Source organism: Morganella psychrotolerans, from assembly GCF_001676055.1.
Classification (GTDB): Bacteria; Pseudomonadota; Gammaproteobacteria; order Enterobacterales; family Enterobacteriaceae; genus Morganella; species Morganella psychrotolerans_B.
Genome location: NZ_LZEX01000013.1, coordinates 37,604 through 51,606 on the forward strand (window position 1 = coordinate 37,604; position 14,003 = coordinate 51,606).

At 43.0% G+C, this 14,003-nt stretch carries 23 protein-coding genes and 1 pseudogene; 2 read left to right on the forward strand and 22 right to left on the reverse strand.

Features of this window, described 5'->3' with window-relative positions; genetic code table 11:
• Window positions 1-7 precede the first annotated feature (7 nt).
• The 22 genes and pseudogenes from AYY17_RS10655 to AYY17_RS21565 all read right to left on the reverse strand — a co-directional run bounded on the left by AYY17_RS10655 (window position 8) and on the right by AYY17_RS21565 (window position 12,509).
• The gene (locus AYY17_RS10655; protein WP_067423624.1) at window positions 8-652 is read right to left on the reverse strand and encodes a tail assembly protein; all 645 of its coding nucleotides are present in this window, start codon (window positions 650-652) and stop codon (window positions 8-10) included.
• Entirely contained in the window at window positions 556-1,281 is a 726-nt protein-coding gene (locus tag AYY17_RS10660; RefSeq protein WP_067423626.1) for a C40 family peptidase, read from the reverse strand. The genes AYY17_RS10655 and AYY17_RS10660 overlap by 97 nt, the downstream gene beginning before the upstream one ends.
• A gap of 12 nt (window positions 1,282-1,293) precedes the next feature.
• The gene (locus AYY17_RS10665) at window positions 1,294-1,989 is read right to left on the reverse strand and encodes a phage minor tail protein L (RefSeq protein ID WP_067423665.1); all 696 of its coding nucleotides are present in this window, start codon (window positions 1,987-1,989) and stop codon (window positions 1,294-1,296) included.
• Window positions 1,990-2,085: 96 nt separating this feature from the next.
• Window positions 2,086-2,523: a hypothetical protein gene (locus AYY17_RS10670; protein ID WP_412779020.1), complete on the reverse strand. Its 438-nt coding sequence runs from the start codon at window positions 2,521-2,523 to the stop codon at window positions 2,086-2,088.
• 327 nt (window positions 2,524-2,850) lie between these two features.
• On the reverse strand, window positions 2,851-3,120 hold the full coding sequence (locus tag AYY17_RS21560; RefSeq protein ID WP_156656690.1) for a hypothetical protein: 270 nt from the start codon (window positions 3,118-3,120) through the stop codon (window positions 2,851-2,853).
• A complete protein-coding gene (locus AYY17_RS10675) occupies window positions 3,071-3,439 on the reverse strand; it encodes a hypothetical protein (protein WP_156656691.1) in 369 nt (122 codons plus the stop codon). Before AYY17_RS10675 ends, AYY17_RS21560 begins: the two co-directional genes overlap by 50 nt.
• Window positions 3,440-3,518: 79 nt before the next feature.
• Window positions 3,519-3,848 carry a phage tail protein gene (locus AYY17_RS10680; RefSeq protein ID WP_067423630.1) on the reverse strand — a complete coding sequence of 110 codons (330 nt, stop codon included), beginning with the start codon at window positions 3,846-3,848 and terminating at the stop codon, window positions 3,519-3,521.
• 2 nt (window positions 3,849-3,850) lie between these two features.
• Window positions 3,851-4,921, reverse strand: coding sequence for a phage tail tape measure protein (locus AYY17_RS10685; protein ID WP_067423632.1), 1,071 nt, complete (start codon window positions 4,919-4,921; stop codon window positions 3,851-3,853).
• Window positions 4,922-4,955: 34 nt separating this feature from the next.
• Window positions 4,956-6,722 (reverse strand): phage tail length tape measure family protein, encoded by a 1,767-nt coding sequence (locus tag AYY17_RS10690; protein ID WP_067423634.1) that lies wholly within the window; start codon window positions 6,720-6,722, stop codon window positions 4,956-4,958.
• The gene (locus AYY17_RS10695; RefSeq protein ID WP_082981367.1) at window positions 6,703-7,011 is read right to left on the reverse strand and encodes a phage tail assembly protein T; all 309 of its coding nucleotides are present in this window, start codon (window positions 7,009-7,011) and stop codon (window positions 6,703-6,705) included. Before AYY17_RS10695 ends, AYY17_RS10690 begins: the two co-directional genes overlap by 20 nt.
• Window positions 7,012-7,034: 23 nt before the next feature.
• A complete protein-coding gene (gene gpG, locus AYY17_RS10700; protein ID WP_067423638.1) occupies window positions 7,035-7,430 on the reverse strand; it encodes a phage tail assembly chaperone G in 396 nt (131 codons plus the stop codon).
• A gap of 47 nt (window positions 7,431-7,477) precedes the next feature.
• A pseudogene (locus AYY17_RS10705) lies at window positions 7,478-7,929 on the reverse strand (phage tail tube protein); the annotation flags it as partial.
• A 21-nt stretch (window positions 7,930-7,950) separates the two neighbouring features.
• Window positions 7,951-8,349 carry a phage tail terminator protein gene (gene gpU / locus AYY17_RS10710; protein ID WP_067423640.1) on the reverse strand — a complete coding sequence of 133 codons (399 nt, stop codon included), beginning with the start codon at window positions 8,347-8,349 and terminating at the stop codon, window positions 7,951-7,953.
• Window positions 8,349-8,909 (reverse strand): phage tail protein, encoded by a 561-nt coding sequence (locus AYY17_RS10715; RefSeq protein WP_067423642.1) that lies wholly within the window; start codon window positions 8,907-8,909, stop codon window positions 8,349-8,351. The genes gpU and AYY17_RS10715 overlap by 1 nt, the downstream gene beginning before the upstream one ends.
• 1 nt (window position 8,910) lies before the next feature.
• Complete coding sequence (locus AYY17_RS10720; RefSeq protein ID WP_067423644.1) at window positions 8,911-9,189, reverse strand: ATP-binding protein; 279 nt, start codon at window positions 9,187-9,189, stop codon at window positions 8,911-8,913.
• Complete coding sequence (locus AYY17_RS10725) at window positions 9,182-9,529, reverse strand: DUF2190 family protein (RefSeq protein WP_067423669.1); 348 nt, start codon at window positions 9,527-9,529, stop codon at window positions 9,182-9,184. The genes AYY17_RS10720 and AYY17_RS10725 overlap by 8 nt, the downstream gene beginning before the upstream one ends.
• A gap of 130 nt (window positions 9,530-9,659) precedes the next feature.
• The gene (locus AYY17_RS10730) at window positions 9,660-10,016 is read right to left on the reverse strand and encodes a type II toxin-antitoxin system PemK/MazF family toxin (RefSeq protein WP_067363765.1); all 357 of its coding nucleotides are present in this window, start codon (window positions 10,014-10,016) and stop codon (window positions 9,660-9,662) included.
• Window positions 10,013-10,258, reverse strand: a complete 246-nt coding sequence (locus AYY17_RS10735) for an AbrB/MazE/SpoVT family DNA-binding domain-containing protein (protein ID WP_067363768.1) — start codon at window positions 10,256-10,258, stop codon at window positions 10,013-10,015. The genes AYY17_RS10730 and AYY17_RS10735 overlap by 4 nt, the downstream gene beginning before the upstream one ends.
• A gap of 184 nt (window positions 10,259-10,442) precedes the next feature.
• Entirely contained in the window at window positions 10,443-10,703 is a 261-nt protein-coding gene (locus AYY17_RS10740) for a hypothetical protein (RefSeq protein WP_067423647.1), read from the reverse strand.
• A gap of 152 nt (window positions 10,704-10,855) precedes the next feature.
• Entirely contained in the window at window positions 10,856-11,176 is a 321-nt protein-coding gene (locus AYY17_RS10745; RefSeq protein ID WP_067423649.1) for a helix-turn-helix domain-containing protein, read from the reverse strand.
• An 876-nt stretch (window positions 11,177-12,052) separates the two neighbouring features.
• On the reverse strand, window positions 12,053-12,235 hold the full coding sequence (locus AYY17_RS10750; RefSeq protein WP_067423651.1) for a hypothetical protein: 183 nt from the start codon (window positions 12,233-12,235) through the stop codon (window positions 12,053-12,055).
• Entirely contained in the window at window positions 12,228-12,509 is a 282-nt protein-coding gene (locus AYY17_RS21565; RefSeq protein WP_156656692.1) for a hypothetical protein, read from the reverse strand. The genes AYY17_RS10750 and AYY17_RS21565 overlap by 8 nt, the downstream gene beginning before the upstream one ends.
• 486 nt (window positions 12,510-12,995) lie before the next feature.
• Here AYY17_RS21565 and AYY17_RS10755 point away from each other — a divergent pair, with 486 nt between their 5' ends.
• Together AYY17_RS10755 and AYY17_RS10760 are read left to right on the forward strand one after the other, a co-directional pair.
• A complete protein-coding gene (locus tag AYY17_RS10755; RefSeq protein WP_067423653.1) occupies window positions 12,996-13,226 on the forward strand; it encodes a ParD-like family protein in 231 nt (76 codons plus the stop codon).
• On the forward strand, window positions 13,201-13,527 hold the full coding sequence (locus tag AYY17_RS10760; RefSeq protein ID WP_067423655.1) for a type II toxin-antitoxin system RelE/ParE family toxin: 327 nt from the start codon (window positions 13,201-13,203) through the stop codon (window positions 13,525-13,527). The genes AYY17_RS10755 and AYY17_RS10760 overlap by 26 nt, the downstream gene beginning before the upstream one ends.
• The last annotated feature ends 476 nt before the right edge of the window (window positions 13,528-14,003 follow it).

Below are 14,003 nucleotides of genomic sequence, written 5' to 3' on the forward strand. Positions count from 1 at the left end.
ATCTCACTCAGCCGCCATGTTTACCGGCAGCAATATATTTATGTTCACTGTCATCCATGACCTCGAGTGATTGTGATATCACCCGTGACCCGCACATGATCCGCCCGTAGGCAACAGGGACAGCCATTCCCTGTGCAACGGCATTATCTAAATTACTGAAATACGTATTTCCTTTCTCTTCCTCACCACGCGAGGCGTCCGGTTGTTTCACAACAGGTGTCAGCATCTGCGCAACACCGCCCATCATCATTGCCGCACCGGCAGATATCAGCGCGCCACCGATAGCCCAGTTGCCGGGATTCCACCATCCCAATCCCAATACCGCAGCACCTGCAATAAACTGGAACACCCCGCCACCCTTGGCCCCTTCAATGCGCGGAACAATGTGAATGACCGCATTGCCGCGCAGTTTTTCATGAAACCGCTGGTGAATTTCATCAGGAGCAACATCACTGCCGGCGATCCGGATTTGATACCAGCCATCACGAATACACTGCCGGAGTTGCGGTAACTGAAGAAACAGCGCATGAAGACCTTCCGCTGCGGTGCTGACACTTAAATCGAAACGGCGTCCAAATCGTTGCAGATCCCCGTAAAGCCGGAAGGTTGCCAGTGGCGGTAACGCCAGATTGAGTGAGTCATGTATTGCCATCGTGGGTTATAAGCCTCGCGTTTACTGAGTTGATTCGGGATATGGTGGAGAATGGTCTGGTCGCCGGTATACAGCGCCGCATGATTTGCCCGGGAACTGGCATAACAGAAAAGGATCACATCACCGGGGCGGATATCTTTTTTCACCCGGGAGAAGCCATTTTGTTCCATGTTATCCAGGTAGAGTTCCCCGCCGCGCCGCCACCAGTCATCCGCCCGTTCAAAGTCAGGCAGATTGATGCCAGCCAAATGATAAGCATCGCGGAACAGGCTGTAACAATCCGTTGCGCCGTGATGAAATATCCGCCCCAACAGATGCGGCACCGGCTCAAACCGGCGGACAGTGTTATTGCAAACCAACAGCCACGGCAAACCACTGTTCACCTGCATAGCCCGGTCTGCCGCACTCAGATACGGCTCTCCGCCGGGATGGCTGTGAACCACTGCGACCACCTCACCTTGTTCACCTGCGCGGATAAAATCATCACAACTAACAGAAAAATAGTGAGCCGGTTCCGCAGACCGGTTCTGATACGGAAGATAGTGCTCACCCTGCTGATTACGGATAATCAGGCCGCAGGATTCCCGTGGCGCATCCGCAAGGGCATGCGCCAGAATAGTATTAATCATAAATGCCTCTGGTTAACTCAGGCGGGATGTTGAAACAAAGGCACCGATCCGTGCCTGATTATTGCGAAGTTTGCAGTCCGGCAGTCGCTTACCGCACTTGTCTTTTGCCGGGTCACCCGTTGATTTCCCCCACTTATCGGCAACCGGCAGCCCGGTATAGCCACATTCAGCAGAGCGATATCTCCACGGACACACATCCGATAAAATAACCCGGCACGGCAACATTGCGCCGTCTGTCTCACTGGGAGCTGCCAGCATAAAAGACACTGTTTTATTATTCAGGCTGGTGACCTGCTCTATTACCCAGCGGCTGATGATTTCCTGTGATGGATCGGCATCCGTATTACCTTCCGCAAAGTTCTCCGCATCGAGGAACCGGGATTTCACTATCCGGCGGATAACATAACCGCCACCAGCACCGTCCAGCTGGCTGACAATGCCGGTAATCAGACCAAATAAATTAGACAACGTAATTGTCGGTCGTCCGGACGGACCTTTGCCACTGTAGGTGAATCCCTCTCCGCTGACCGGATAGGGAGCATAGGTTTGTTTCTGCCAGATAAGCGGTTTTTGCTGATTATTCATGCCGTTGTAAAACCGGTAACGTATTCCGCCGATATGAGTGAGATCGATTTCAAACAGTTCAATTTCAGGATCGGAGGAAAGCTCAATAACAGCAATCCGCATTTCAGGAGAGATGTTTTGCATAAGATTTTCCATAAAAAAAGCCGCAATTGCGGCTTATCGGAGGGATATATATATTGGAGGTGTTAATGGTGCTAATTTTACTGGATGGTTTTTACTTTATTTAATATCGTAAATTGCATCTTCATTTGAACCATCGGTATAAACTTGCTTCAGCTTTAGTTTCGTGCCGCTTATATTGTAAGTGATCACTTCATCGGCAGGGTGATTACGCCACCTACCAGTATTGTCAGGATTATTCGAAGCCCAAAGAACTCGATTACCTTCAAGCTTGCACTTAATAGCCCAATTTGAATTATCTGACGGGCGGTTGTAATGTACATAAGCTATCCCATCTGTATCTATGCTATCCAGCATTATAAGCTTATAATCACGACCAAACACCATAGCAGTTGTAGCCTTACAAATTTGACCTAACTGCGGATTGATTTCAATTTTTTCTACCTGAGATTCCTGAATAGGGTTTCTTTTTTGGAAAAACTGCACATAAACAGTGAGTCCAATAACAGCGATGAAAAAAGCATTACGCATTTTCACAATGAATCTAATCCCTTTTTTTAAAACAGACAGATACTTTATCGGCAAAATTTAATTTTACTTCATTTAAATTGATACCTATTAGCTCACGTAAATTGGAATAAATATCCGAGAGTACCGTCCCCATGCTCACGGATAAACTTATAGTTCTTCACTGTTACTATTTTCCGACCATGTATAGTAACTACCAATACGATCAGTTATAAAGAAATAACTTCACGATCATTCCAAAAAATATCTCATAACAGTAAAAAAACGCCCGTACTCTATCAATAATTACGAAAAGATTAAATACGAATACAATAGAGCAAATACAATTCAATATAATTACAAAAAGTCAGCTAATGATTCTGCTTTTTTCATAATTTCATTGTTATAATTATTTTTAGTATCATCATTTATTTTTTTGATAACGGGTGATTTGTATAAAAGGTATACATTTACTTTTTTATCCGATGATGTTGGTGTTAGCATCAGCGTCACGCTACCACCATTATCATCTTCAAATAAGGAAGAAAACTTCCCACACTGCTCATTATTAATACAATCAAAAAATGATATTGAATTTTTTTTTATGATTTCTCCATATATATTCATCAGAGTATTGCTCACCATATTTAGAAACCAATACATTTTTTAGTATATTATATTTCTCAGTGGCTTTATTTCCTCCCATATCATTATTGATATAAAAAAGAATGTCTACGACAGACAAACCATATTCTTTATCAATTCCGACGCTATACATTTCCAGCCCTTCAATTCTTTCATCTGTATTTTTTACTAAAAAATGATCAATTCCATTCTCATATCCTATTTCACTAATATATTTGATATTCTCAGGAAAATCACTCTTTGTCATTCCCCACTTCAATCCTAACGGAGCTGTTATTTCCTTCCCATTTGTTACAGACATTGAAGTAAAACTTAAACTGAACAGACAGGTAAAGAAAAAAAATATTTCTTTTCAAAATAATCTCCAGACTAATAATTATTCAAATAAGGGTTTCCTCAAATTCAGCCGTAATTTCAGATCGGATTCTGCCGGTTGAAAAAGACCATTCCCGGCACAGTACACGGATTTGTTGCGAAGCATGAGGGGGTTTCCACAAAAATGTGATGACCCCCGCATGTCTGCCAAGAAACTGCTCAACTTTTTGTGATTCCAAATTAGGTAACGATAACATGACGTTATACTTTTTCAGATCTGCATTAAATCCGTCAGATCTGCGAGCCTCATAACCATCACCGAAACGGACTACACGGGTACGCGGCTGACTCGTTACTCTCATTCCCGGCCTGATGCGCCAGCTAAAAATTTCCATAATCACCCCATAGATCCACCGGGACGGCGTTCCGTTGCCATAACCTGTTTTGTTTTCTGCTCAATCAGATTCAGGATTAACTTTGTTTCCTGTGGTCCTATCTGCCCGTTACCGCCCTCATTATTGATAGTGACGTAATTATTCTGTACAAGTGACTCCCCGCTGCCGGACAACTTTGCTATCACCCCGAGCTTTCCGTCAGCACCACGGCGAAGCGGAAAAATACCTTCCGGACCCGCTTCACCCATCAGCCCGGCTCCGCGTGCAAATGCAAACATTGTCGGAGTGTGAACTACCTGGCCACTGTAGGCACTCAGTGAAGGTGACTGATACACGCCCCCCCTGGCATTCGGAAACAATCCACCAAATCCTGCTGACCCGACTGAACCAACTGCTAACACTATCGTTCTCTTAACCATAATCGCCGTCAGCATTTTCAAAATCGAAGCCGTAAATCCACGAAAATTAGTTTCACCGGTAGTCAGAAAATCAACTATCTGTGTCGTTATTCCGTCCAGTACCGCTTTTGTGACATCACGGATTTGACTAAACGTATCCATCGCGGCATCTTTATATTCTGCCCATGCAAACTTAACACCCGCCAACCAGTCGGCTCTGTTCATATCTTCTGCCGCATAGAGTTCCTGTTGTTTTGCCAGTACTTCAGCATGTGCATCCGTTCCGCCAAATTGGTCATTAAGCGCGTTTAATTCTGTGACACGTTGAGCCTCCCGGGAAGACAGTCCGTGAGTGCTGATAATATCTCTCTGTTTTTTATTTTGCTGATCTATATGCTGTGCGGCTCTCTTCCGTATATCCGCCAACCGCTCTTCCTGCGCTATTTCATCACCTATAATGGCAAGCTTTTCTTTCTGGCTGAGAATGGCTTTTTTATTTGCCAGCAGATGCTGTTCTTCTAATGTTAATTTACGTTTCTGTTGTGCTTCCTCCGCAACCGCTATCCGGGCTTCTGTTTCCCGGAGATTTTTACGTTCTGAGCTGATGACCTCCGTAACAGATTTATACTCTTTCAGTACGCGAAGTTTCGATTCAAGCAACGTTTCTTCATTCACTATCCGCTCTTCTGACCTTATTTTTTCATCCGTTTTATTTGTCTTTTTTTTGCCCTCCCTTCGGCGTTCTCCAGTCCCTGAATATATGTAATATTGCTTTTTTAGCATCTTCATACTGTTCTTTGGTCAGTGCCCACCTATCTTTTTCTAATTGTAGAAGCTTAATTTTTCGGTTAGTTTCTCTGGTGGCATATAAACCCAAATAATGATCCTGCATTCTTAGCCGGTTAATATTTATTTGTTCATTATTTTTGTCAGCCTGAATACGGGATTTCTCAATATTTTTATTAAACTTTTCTTCTTTAAGGACGGATAGTTCATCATTCCATTGCTTCAGCCGATAATCAGGTGCCACATTACTGAGCATCCGTATCTTTTCTTCAACTGCCCTGATCTGATCTTCAAGTGTTTTTGTCCTGCCTTCCCCCAACATTGCATCCCATGTCCGTTTAGCTTCATTCCTCAATGACGTCCATGCCGATTCAAGGTGCCCGAGATTATTACTGACTTCCATAGTTCCATCATTAATTGACTGCGCATAAGCATCTACCGCCAGACGCGCCGCTGCCGTTTTGTCTCCCTGTAATTCCAGTATCCTGATCTGCTCTAATTGTGCCGCAGTCAGATGATGATTGGCTTTTTCCAGCTCAAGAGATGCCTGAAGCGGACTTTCCTGCAACCGTTTAAACTGATTTATCGTCGTTTCAACAGATTGCCCGGTCATATATTCCATCTGTGCAGCGGCTTTTGAAACACGGGTCAATTCATTATCACGGAAAAAACCGGAGCCGGTCACTTTTGCTATTGTTACCGCCATCTCATTTCGGGTTATACCGTTACCGGATAATGTCCGCGCCATCTCATTAAGCTGTGATGCGGACTTATTCGCATAATTTCCCGTCAGAATAAGCTGCTTATTAAATTGCGTAAATTCCTGCTCTGCCTGCCACGCGGCTTTACCAAGCCCGGTGACCACTGCCAGTGCGGCTGCCCATCCGCCACCGGCTAATGCTCCGCTCAGTCCGAATTGCCCGGCAAGATGACTCAGTCCATCAGCCAGAAACCGGCTGCTGTTTTTTAGTCTGCTCGTTTCTGTGCGCATCCCCCGCAACCGGCGGATATATATCTCCGCAGAAGACCCCACACCTAACTGCGCCGCCTGAAAACGCAGCATGGCGCTCTGAGACAAATTTTGTGTCGCAACCTGCTCTTTCAACCGCTGAATAAACCTGACCCGCTGCTGAGACAGTAATTCCGTTTCGCTCCGCAGCGTCTTAATCCGACCATTCGTGGCTGACAGTAAAACCAGATGGTTCTGCTGTGATAATGTGCCGGTGTCCCGCGCCTGATTCAGACGGATACGGATCTGAGCCAATTTTTCCAGACCACCACTTATCTGCTTTACCGCATCAATCTGCCGGAAAAAAGCGGCAGTTAACTCATCCTGCTGCTGCGCCTGTGATTTAGCACTGCCGGCCTGATGCTGTTTACTACTGATTTGTGCATTAATCCGCTGGTGTATCGCTTCAATTTCACGGGCAGATGCCCGCCATTTCCTGACAAAATTGTCCGCACAAAATATCTGAGACGCATCCAGCGCTTTCAGTGTAGCCTGTGTACTGTCAGCCGCCTGACGAATGGCTGATGACTGATTTTCTGCCAGCCGTCTGATGTTATCTTCCGTGTGATCTGCACTGGCGGCGACTTTTAATAATTGCCGCTCCACCCGCCCCATTTGTTCTGTAAATGACTTACTGTCTGCACTCAGATTAATCACTAAGTCAGCTATCTGTCCGGCCATAACGTATCCCTCCGGTAATTCCTTCCCCTGCCGCCATTAACAGCGAATCATCTGTTTCACTGCCGGATATGTTTCTTTGCAATAAACTAAAATCTTTCAGTGAGATATCTGTGGCTCCTGCCACCAGCGATACGACTGTGTGACTGAGTGCGGCAAATTCCAGATCCAGCAACTGAGCTGAAAATGGCATCACGCCAAAATAGCGATACCAGTCTCCCAACTCAGTTGCTGTCATTTCTGCCAGCATCCTGCGCCAGTCTGCCCGTTTAAATTCATGAGCGAGGCGCAGGATGAACTGACGCTCACGGGCAATTACTTTTCTGCCGGTTCCGGTACATTGTTTTGCTCTGTACTATCATCTTCCGTAGTACCAAGCTGCATATCACTGAGTATCAGCACCTCTTTCGCCGCCAGCTCCAGTGCGCCCGGCGGCCAGGTATTTAATACGCAATCCTGCAATTCTTTTGCTGTTCCCCCGTCAGAGGATAAATTCAGCAAAGAACGCGACACCAAAAATGCATTCGACTCAATATTCATCCGTACATAAAGTGCAGTACGTTTCAGATTTTGCTCTGTATTTTCATTTTGCTCAGTCAATTCAGTCTGACGGACAAGGTGATCGAAATATTCCACCCGCTGCAATGCAGTCAGCTCACTCAACATAATCGACTGTTTATTACAGGTAAATTCCGTTTGCTTTAAAAACATAGTGTTACTCCTGTTTGTTATTCGCTGGCAGCTGACTTCAGTAGTGTTTCAGCCAGTACGGGACGACCTGAGTTGGTAATTTTGATGGTACGGGTGATCACTTCTTTTGCCGGAACGGTTTTCCCCTGGCTGCTGACCCAGCCTTTAAACACATCAACGGTGCCATTCGGATAGCGGATTTTGTAATGACGGATGTCACCGGTATCAAACCAGGCAACCAGATCCTGCTGTCCTGATTCTCCCGGTTTCCATGCCAGTGTGACATTTGCCTCTCCGGCTGATTTTTCCCCCTGAGCCGTTGATTTCCAGTCGGCATCCTCATCATCCAGATAAGTATCGTCATAACTTTCAGCACTGATTTCCCCCGGCTGAAGTTCTTTTACTTTCGCCAGGCGTGTCCAGCCTCATCTGCCAGCGGATTTTTTGCCTGCGCATCATTACCGGTATGCAGCCATAATGTCGTGCCTGCGCCTTTAACCGGAGATTGTGTTAATGTCATATAACGTCCTTATTATGTTGATTAAATTGAATACGTGATCCGATATGTCAGATCAGCCGAACCCCAGAGAGACATTTCCTCATCCCGCTGATAGTCATAGCCCAAAGGCGATATACTCACAGACAGCGCAGAAAGCGCGGGGACTGATAACATTGCCGGACGGATAACGTCCTCCGCCCTGGCATCCAGCGCCGAGTCCGGATGAGCCGCTTTGAGAAATATTTCGATATGCAGTACCGCCTCCCACTGATCCTCATCAAGAAGGTCACCACAGGGAACGGCATTAGTGAGATACACCGCCATTGCCGGTAAATCATCTTCACTGAGGAAAACCGGACGGCCGTCATGAATAGTCACATCACCTGCATACTGTTTAACTACCCCGATTACTGCTGCGCGAATAGCGGTATGCCTGCGCATCACACCCTCCTTTTGATGTACAGCCGGAGCTGATTTTTCAGTGCCCAGACCAGCTCCTTTGGCATATCAGACTGAAGTAATGTCTCCGTCTCTGCGGTAAATGCCCGTGTCAGCGGTGTGACCAGCGGGATTTTCACCACTTCAAGCGGATAACGTCCGTGACCTGTCCGCTGCAAAACATGCCAGCGCCCGTTGGATAACTGCTGAATAAACGCATCCTTAAAGGTAAAGCGACCAATTTTCAGGACACTGCCACGCCCTTTCCGGCTATGCCGTTTGCGGGATAACTGAACCTTCGCGCTGCCGACAGAAATCGCCGGTAAATTGCCCCGGTTTATCAACAGCCGGGCGCTGGGAATGGATTGTTTACTGGCTGCACGGCGCAGGCGGACACGCTGACGGATAAGTTTTTGCTGTAACCGTGTTTCACCTGCCACGCGTTTAATACTGCGGCTGACCACTCTTGCCGCAACGCGGTTTACGGCTTGGGCGGTCGCGACAGGAACGACAGTGAAACTAATGGAATTGAGATTATTTATTGCCTGACGAATACCCTCCATATTATTCACTCTCAATAAAAATATGCGGCTTACCATTGCAACGCAGGATACGCGTGACAATAAATGTATCTCCGTTAACCATTACACTGTCATTACGGCGCGGAGTGATGCTACGGGTAAAAATGACATAGCTGATCCCGTCACCACTTACGGGTCCCATTTCCGATAAAAAATGAAACTCAACAGCACGAACCGGCAGTCCGTTAAGATGGATGGTGACGCCCATTCGCTGTTCTGTCAGTGCATCCATTCGGTTAAGCAATGATTCAAACTTACCCATCCGACGATGTTCCCGGGAGGAACATATTGATTTTAACTGCCGCATCCGGATCGCCATCAGCAGCATCTGCCCAGACAACGCCGATGACCGCACCGCCGGTATCAGTCAAAACGCCGTCTTTAACCATAGCCGCAGACCCGGCTTTCAATGCCAGTCCCCCTTTTTTAGGAAACCGGAAAACGCCCTCGGCAAAGCCATCACCTGTCCTGCCCGCCGGAATATCGGCAATAACCACTGCCGCCAGAGTGCCGACCATCGCCACCGACCCGCTTTTCAATACCTCTTTTCCGCTGTTACTGATTTCAATCGTTCTACCTGCCTGCTGATAATTTTTCGCCATAGAATTTCCTTTTTCTGACTTATTTACCTGATTTTCAGGCATAAAAAAACCCGCAGCGGTTAACTGCGGGTTTCTGTGTATAGCTTTAGTTGTTACTAATGTAGTCTGATATTTAAACTACAAAATCATCTCAACTATCAAAAAATGACTCGGCACCAATGAGCGGGATTATCCGGGCAAGTACATCATCAAATACCCCTTCTTCCGCTTCAGTTTCAAATTTAACCTTACGGTCTTTCCAAGATAATGTCTGAATCAGACTGGCGGCAACAATACAGGGCGTATCAAGATTATTTACCGGAACTTCTGTGATACTGCCTCTGATACTGGTGCTGATTGGACAACAAATAACCAACCCTGTTTTTTTACAGTACTCCTCACCGGAAAGTACCAGTGCAGGTCTGTATTTGCCGATTTCTTTTCCCTTCGTGGGTTCAAAATCAAGCCAGATAATATCGTTTCTTCGGGGAATATAATCCTTGCTCATTCACCAATTTCCGTTCCGCTGACCTGAGCTAATTCATCTGCATGTGAATTAAACTCTGTCATATTTTTAACGAGATAATCTTCTGTAAAAACAAATTTTTTCTTTACAGGGGATAAAACCAGGTTTCCGTTTTCAACGTACATATCCAATTTGTGTCCCGCCTCTATACCAAGTTGCTTAAGGATCGATGTTGGGATAATCACACCCTGACTATTGCCCCATTTTTTAATGGCTATACTCATTCAACACCCCCTTATGACGCCACAATGTATAAACATTGTATAACCACATTCCAATGAGTGCAACAATATCCGGTGAAAAATCATCCAACTGACAATGTCTGTTTAATAGAGCCATAAGCATTTAAAATATACAGACATAAAACATCGGTATAAAACCAATTTAAATAATATAATTCATATATTATTATTTTTTACTACTACGCTCTTTATTAGCCTGAGATAATGCAGATGCTGCAAATGATTTAGTTATATCATCATACATAACACTCTTTAAAACTTGGGATGCCAGCGTTTCCATATCAGCACCTGTCTGCTTTGGTGTATTTGACTGCGATAGCACTGAGGCTGCTAACCTTTTAATAAGCGGCGTGGAATTTTTATCCTTGAGTATCCTTGCAGCCTGAGAAGCTAATGATTTGGATGTTTGTTTTTTATTGAAAGACATATTTAACTCCTGTAAATGAAATCTAAATCACAGAGTATTTTATTTATATATTACGTTCAATGAATATACTAATTGTATATAATAAAAAAAATCACAAGCAAAAAAAACACATTGTTTGTTTAATAAAATAATTACCAAGGAATAATTACATCTTAAATAACCAACTCATTTTTGTCGATCAGATGCAAAAGCCGGAGTGCTGCCCCGTGTGGTTTAATTTCACCCCGTTCCCACTTAGATACACTCTCTTTCGTCATATTGAGAATAAGTGCCAGAGATGCCTGGGAAATATTATGCTCTGCACGAATACAACGAATATCATTTCCCGTCATAGGTGCCGGCTTACGATAGTGTTCCTGTAGTTCACGGGCTTTAATCCGTGCCTCGATACGGCGTACTGATTCACCGTCAGTCACACCCGCAGCTTTCATTTCTTTGAAAAACTCAAAAATATCATTCATTTTACGGGTCATTTTAACCTCCACTAATAAAGCGGGCTTGAGTAATTTGCCTGCTATTCTTTTACCTGGTTTTATAAAAAGAGGACCATTATTAATTAATATTTAAATTAATACGTAATATTATAATTAACCTTGTTACTAAACCATATTCTCTCTATGCATAGATTCCTATAAAACAATACCTTAATCAGATATCAGTATTATTTTTTAAATGAACAACTAATTTCATTTTCTAACAATGACTTATTGAGATTATTAGCGTCTCTTTACTGAAAACATTTAGTGATGCAGGTCTAATCTTTTTATAACCTCTGGAATCTGGCATTTATTTTTTTAAATTTGTGCCATAGAATCCCTGTCAGCCATAAGCAACTAACGATAGTTTTATTGTGGTTAGCGGGCTGGAAGTTATGAGTCCCTTGCAGTCCGCGTTTTTATAAGCTCTATTGTTTAATTAATTATAAAATTATTTACCTTCTATAAGTAGTACTGCATCAAATCATAACCAGTTAAAGATAGTTTCATTGTGCATTGTAGTTAGCGGTCTGGAAGTTATTCGTTACTTCCAGACCGCGTTTTTATAAATCCTGTCATTTATGTAATCATAAAATTATTTACCTTCTGTAAATAGTGCTGCATTAAACCATAACCAACTCATGATAGTTAGGTTGTGGCACAGACTGAAAGTCCTGAGTCCCTTCTATAGTCAACTTACAATTAATTATGTTGTGATTAACTGGTTAGAAGTCTTGATTCCCTTTCGATAACCAGCTCACGATTAATTGTATTGTGGTTAGCTGACCAGAAGCGTTGAGTTCCTTTCAGCCCGCGATGATGTAAACTCTGTTATTTAAAATAAAATAATTCCAATCCTATAAATACACCACGCTAAGATATAGCCGGCTCATTAATATCCTGTTGATATTTTTCATACAGCATGTCCATCTTTTGCCACAATACAAAACTGAGTATCTCCTTTGGCTGCTGAGAATCAAGGGTGACAATGGCATAAATCAAAGCGCGGCACTGGTCAATTAATTCATCCAGTTCAGGAGGTGTGTTGTCATACATAATTCACCTCCTGAACTATTAATTTGTTCATTCCGGACAATATATTAACAAGGCGTATATATAGTGGATTACTATTAATAAAATGACATATTGATACTAATTTTTTATCTAAACCACTAATTGCTGCCAATTCCCTTTCCAGCCAGTGTGTTAGTGTGATTTTTGGTAAGCAATCGCAGGATGATTTTTGCGATTGAGATCTAATATTGCAGTAACTTTTTGTTCTTCCGTGTTTATTTTTGAAAATTTGTACAATAGAATCCCTGTTAGCCATGGCCAACTCCTCGATAGTTCGTTGTGGTTAGCGGGCGGTTAGTGTCTCACCACTTTCCGTCCGCGCTTATATAAATCTACTATTTATTTCATCTTAAATTATTTTATTTTCCTGTAATGTTTTGTCTTTCATTCAATCTCTCTGTATATAACCACAGTGACTTGAACAAGCCAGTTAACTCTATTATTTTTTAGCGGCAGATCACAGAATAAATATTGGCAATAAAAAACCCTCTTTATTTAAATGACAAAAATAATAAAACCGCCTAGCCTTACTTCTCTGCAAGAAAATGAAACAAATTATATTTATTATTTTTTCATATAACTTACCATTAATACATTGAGGAAAATGATGCTAACAACGACGAACCAAATAATTGCAATAAGCGACATAATGTCGCATACTGAGCCTGTAGCAGTACCTGACTCAGGCAACAGTATAGACGTAAGCCCATATCACGGGTCTGCGTGTAAAAGGAGTATGAATATGGCTATTTCAGTCAGATTAGACGACGACTTCGTCGCCGATGCAAAGGTTCACGCAGAAGCAAAAAGCAGAAGTGTGCCAAAACAGATTGAGCACTGGGCAAAAATCGGTCGGATTGCCGAAGATAACCCTGATCTACCTTACCGCTTTATAGAAGAATTATTATTGGCGCAGGCCGAAGTTGAAAATAACAAGGTTTCCCGTTATGTCCGCAGAACAAAACGAGATTGATGTCTATCAGTCTGCAAAATTTGAAAAAACCTGTAAAAAACTACCAGAAAAAGATCTGAAGGTGGTTGAAGATGAAATTGATAAAATTATTGATAATCCCTTAATCGGGGAACTGAAAAAAGGCGATCTTGCTTATCTCCATGTTCACAAATTCAGGTTAAATGAACTAACTGTTTTATTAGGTTATTCGTGGATATCATCAAAGCTGGAACTGTATCTTCTCAATATTGGCTCACATGAAAATTTCTATGAAAAGCAGAAAAAATCATCTAAAGCTGATTTAAAACTAATTAATTCATAACACAATGTTTTGTGTACAAAAATATATTCATCTATATAGTTAGAAATATTAATAGCGAATATAATCATTTCAGCCTGGTGTGAATGTCATATTGTTTTTATATAGGCTGAACTGTCAGCCTATATAATTATAATATCATAATATGAATGATGAACTATTTAATTGATGGACTAATAATTCAATGCGCTATGTTATATCGGATAATGACGTTGATTTTGATGTGCTAAAAATACCGTCAAAAAATATTGCTCATACCCAACTTTTCCTTGAAGAAGGTGTTGAGGATTTTTTCCTGCCCGGCTACATCACTCCTCATTGCTATCGCCTTGTGAAAGCACTGAAACGAGACCCCTCAGTGTCAGGATAGTTGTCACCCCCTCTGAAAAATAAACCTGAGGGCGCGGAGTGACACATGAAACGTATTTCACCTGAACGAAAAGCCGCCATACTGGCTAAATTATTACCGCCGTACAACA

What these genes read in the sequence shown, in the direction of transcription:
- AYY17_RS10655 (WP_067423624.1), bottom strand. Translation starts at nt 652, where the DNA reads ATGGCAATACATGACTCACTCAATCTGGCGTTACCGCCACTGGCAACC.
- AYY17_RS10660 (WP_067423626.1), bottom strand. Translation starts at nt 1,281, where the DNA reads ATGATTAATACTATTCTGGCGCATGCCCTTGCGGATGCGCCACGGGAA.
- AYY17_RS10665 (WP_067423665.1), bottom strand. Translation starts at nt 1,989, where the DNA reads ATGCAAAACATCTCTCCTGAAATGCGGATTGCTGTTATTGAGCTTTCC.
- AYY17_RS21560 (WP_156656690.1), bottom strand. Translation starts at nt 3,120, where the DNA reads ATGAATATATATGGAGAAATCATAAAAAAAAATTCAATATCATTTTTT.
- AYY17_RS10675 (WP_156656691.1), bottom strand. Translation starts at nt 3,439, where the DNA reads ATGTCTGTAACAAATGGGAAGGAAATAACAGCTCCGTTAGGATTGAAG.
- AYY17_RS10680 (WP_067423630.1), bottom strand. Translation starts at nt 3,848, where the DNA reads ATGGAAATTTTTAGCTGGCGCATCAGGCCGGGAATGAGAGTAACGAGT.
- AYY17_RS10690 (WP_067423634.1), bottom strand. Translation starts at nt 6,722, where the DNA reads ATGGCCGGACAGATAGCTGACTTAGTGATTAATCTGAGTGCAGACAGT.
- gpG (WP_067423638.1), bottom strand. Translation starts at nt 7,430, where the DNA reads ATGTTTTTAAAGCAAACGGAATTTACCTGTAATAAACAGTCGATTATG.
- gpU (WP_067423640.1), bottom strand. Translation starts at nt 8,349, where the DNA reads ATGCGCAGGCATACCGCTATTCGCGCAGCAGTAATCGGGGTAGTTAAA.
- AYY17_RS10715 (WP_067423642.1), bottom strand. Translation starts at nt 8,909, where the DNA reads ATGGAGGGTATTCGTCAGGCAATAAATAATCTCAATTCCATTAGTTTC.
- AYY17_RS10720 (WP_067423644.1), bottom strand. Translation starts at nt 9,189, where the DNA reads ATGGGTAAGTTTGAATCATTGCTTAACCGAATGGATGCACTGACAGAA.
- AYY17_RS10725 (WP_067423669.1), bottom strand. Translation starts at nt 9,529, where the DNA reads ATGGCGAAAAATTATCAGCAGGCAGGTAGAACGATTGAAATCAGTAAC.
- AYY17_RS10730 (WP_067363765.1), bottom strand. Translation starts at nt 10,016, where the DNA reads ATGAGCAAGGATTATATTCCCCGAAGAAACGATATTATCTGGCTTGAT.
- AYY17_RS10735 (WP_067363768.1), bottom strand. Translation starts at nt 10,258, where the DNA reads ATGAGTATAGCCATTAAAAAATGGGGCAATAGTCAGGGTGTGATTATC.
- AYY17_RS10740 (WP_067423647.1), bottom strand. Translation starts at nt 10,703, where the DNA reads ATGTCTTTCAATAAAAAACAAACATCCAAATCATTAGCTTCTCAGGCT.
- AYY17_RS10745 (WP_067423649.1), bottom strand. Translation starts at nt 11,176, where the DNA reads ATGACCCGTAAAATGAATGATATTTTTGAGTTTTTCAAAGAAATGAAA.
- AYY17_RS10750 (WP_067423651.1), bottom strand. Translation starts at nt 12,235, where the DNA reads ATGTATGACAACACACCTCCTGAACTGGATGAATTAATTGACCAGTGC.
- AYY17_RS21565 (WP_156656692.1), bottom strand. Translation starts at nt 12,509, where the DNA reads ATGGCTAACAGGGATTCTATTGTACAAATTTTCAAAAATAAACACGGA.
- AYY17_RS10755 (WP_067423653.1), top strand. Translation starts at nt 12,996, where the DNA reads ATGGCTATTTCAGTCAGATTAGACGACGACTTCGTCGCCGATGCAAAG.
- AYY17_RS10760 (WP_067423655.1), top strand. Translation starts at nt 13,201, where the DNA reads ATGTCCGCAGAACAAAACGAGATTGATGTCTATCAGTCTGCAAAATTT.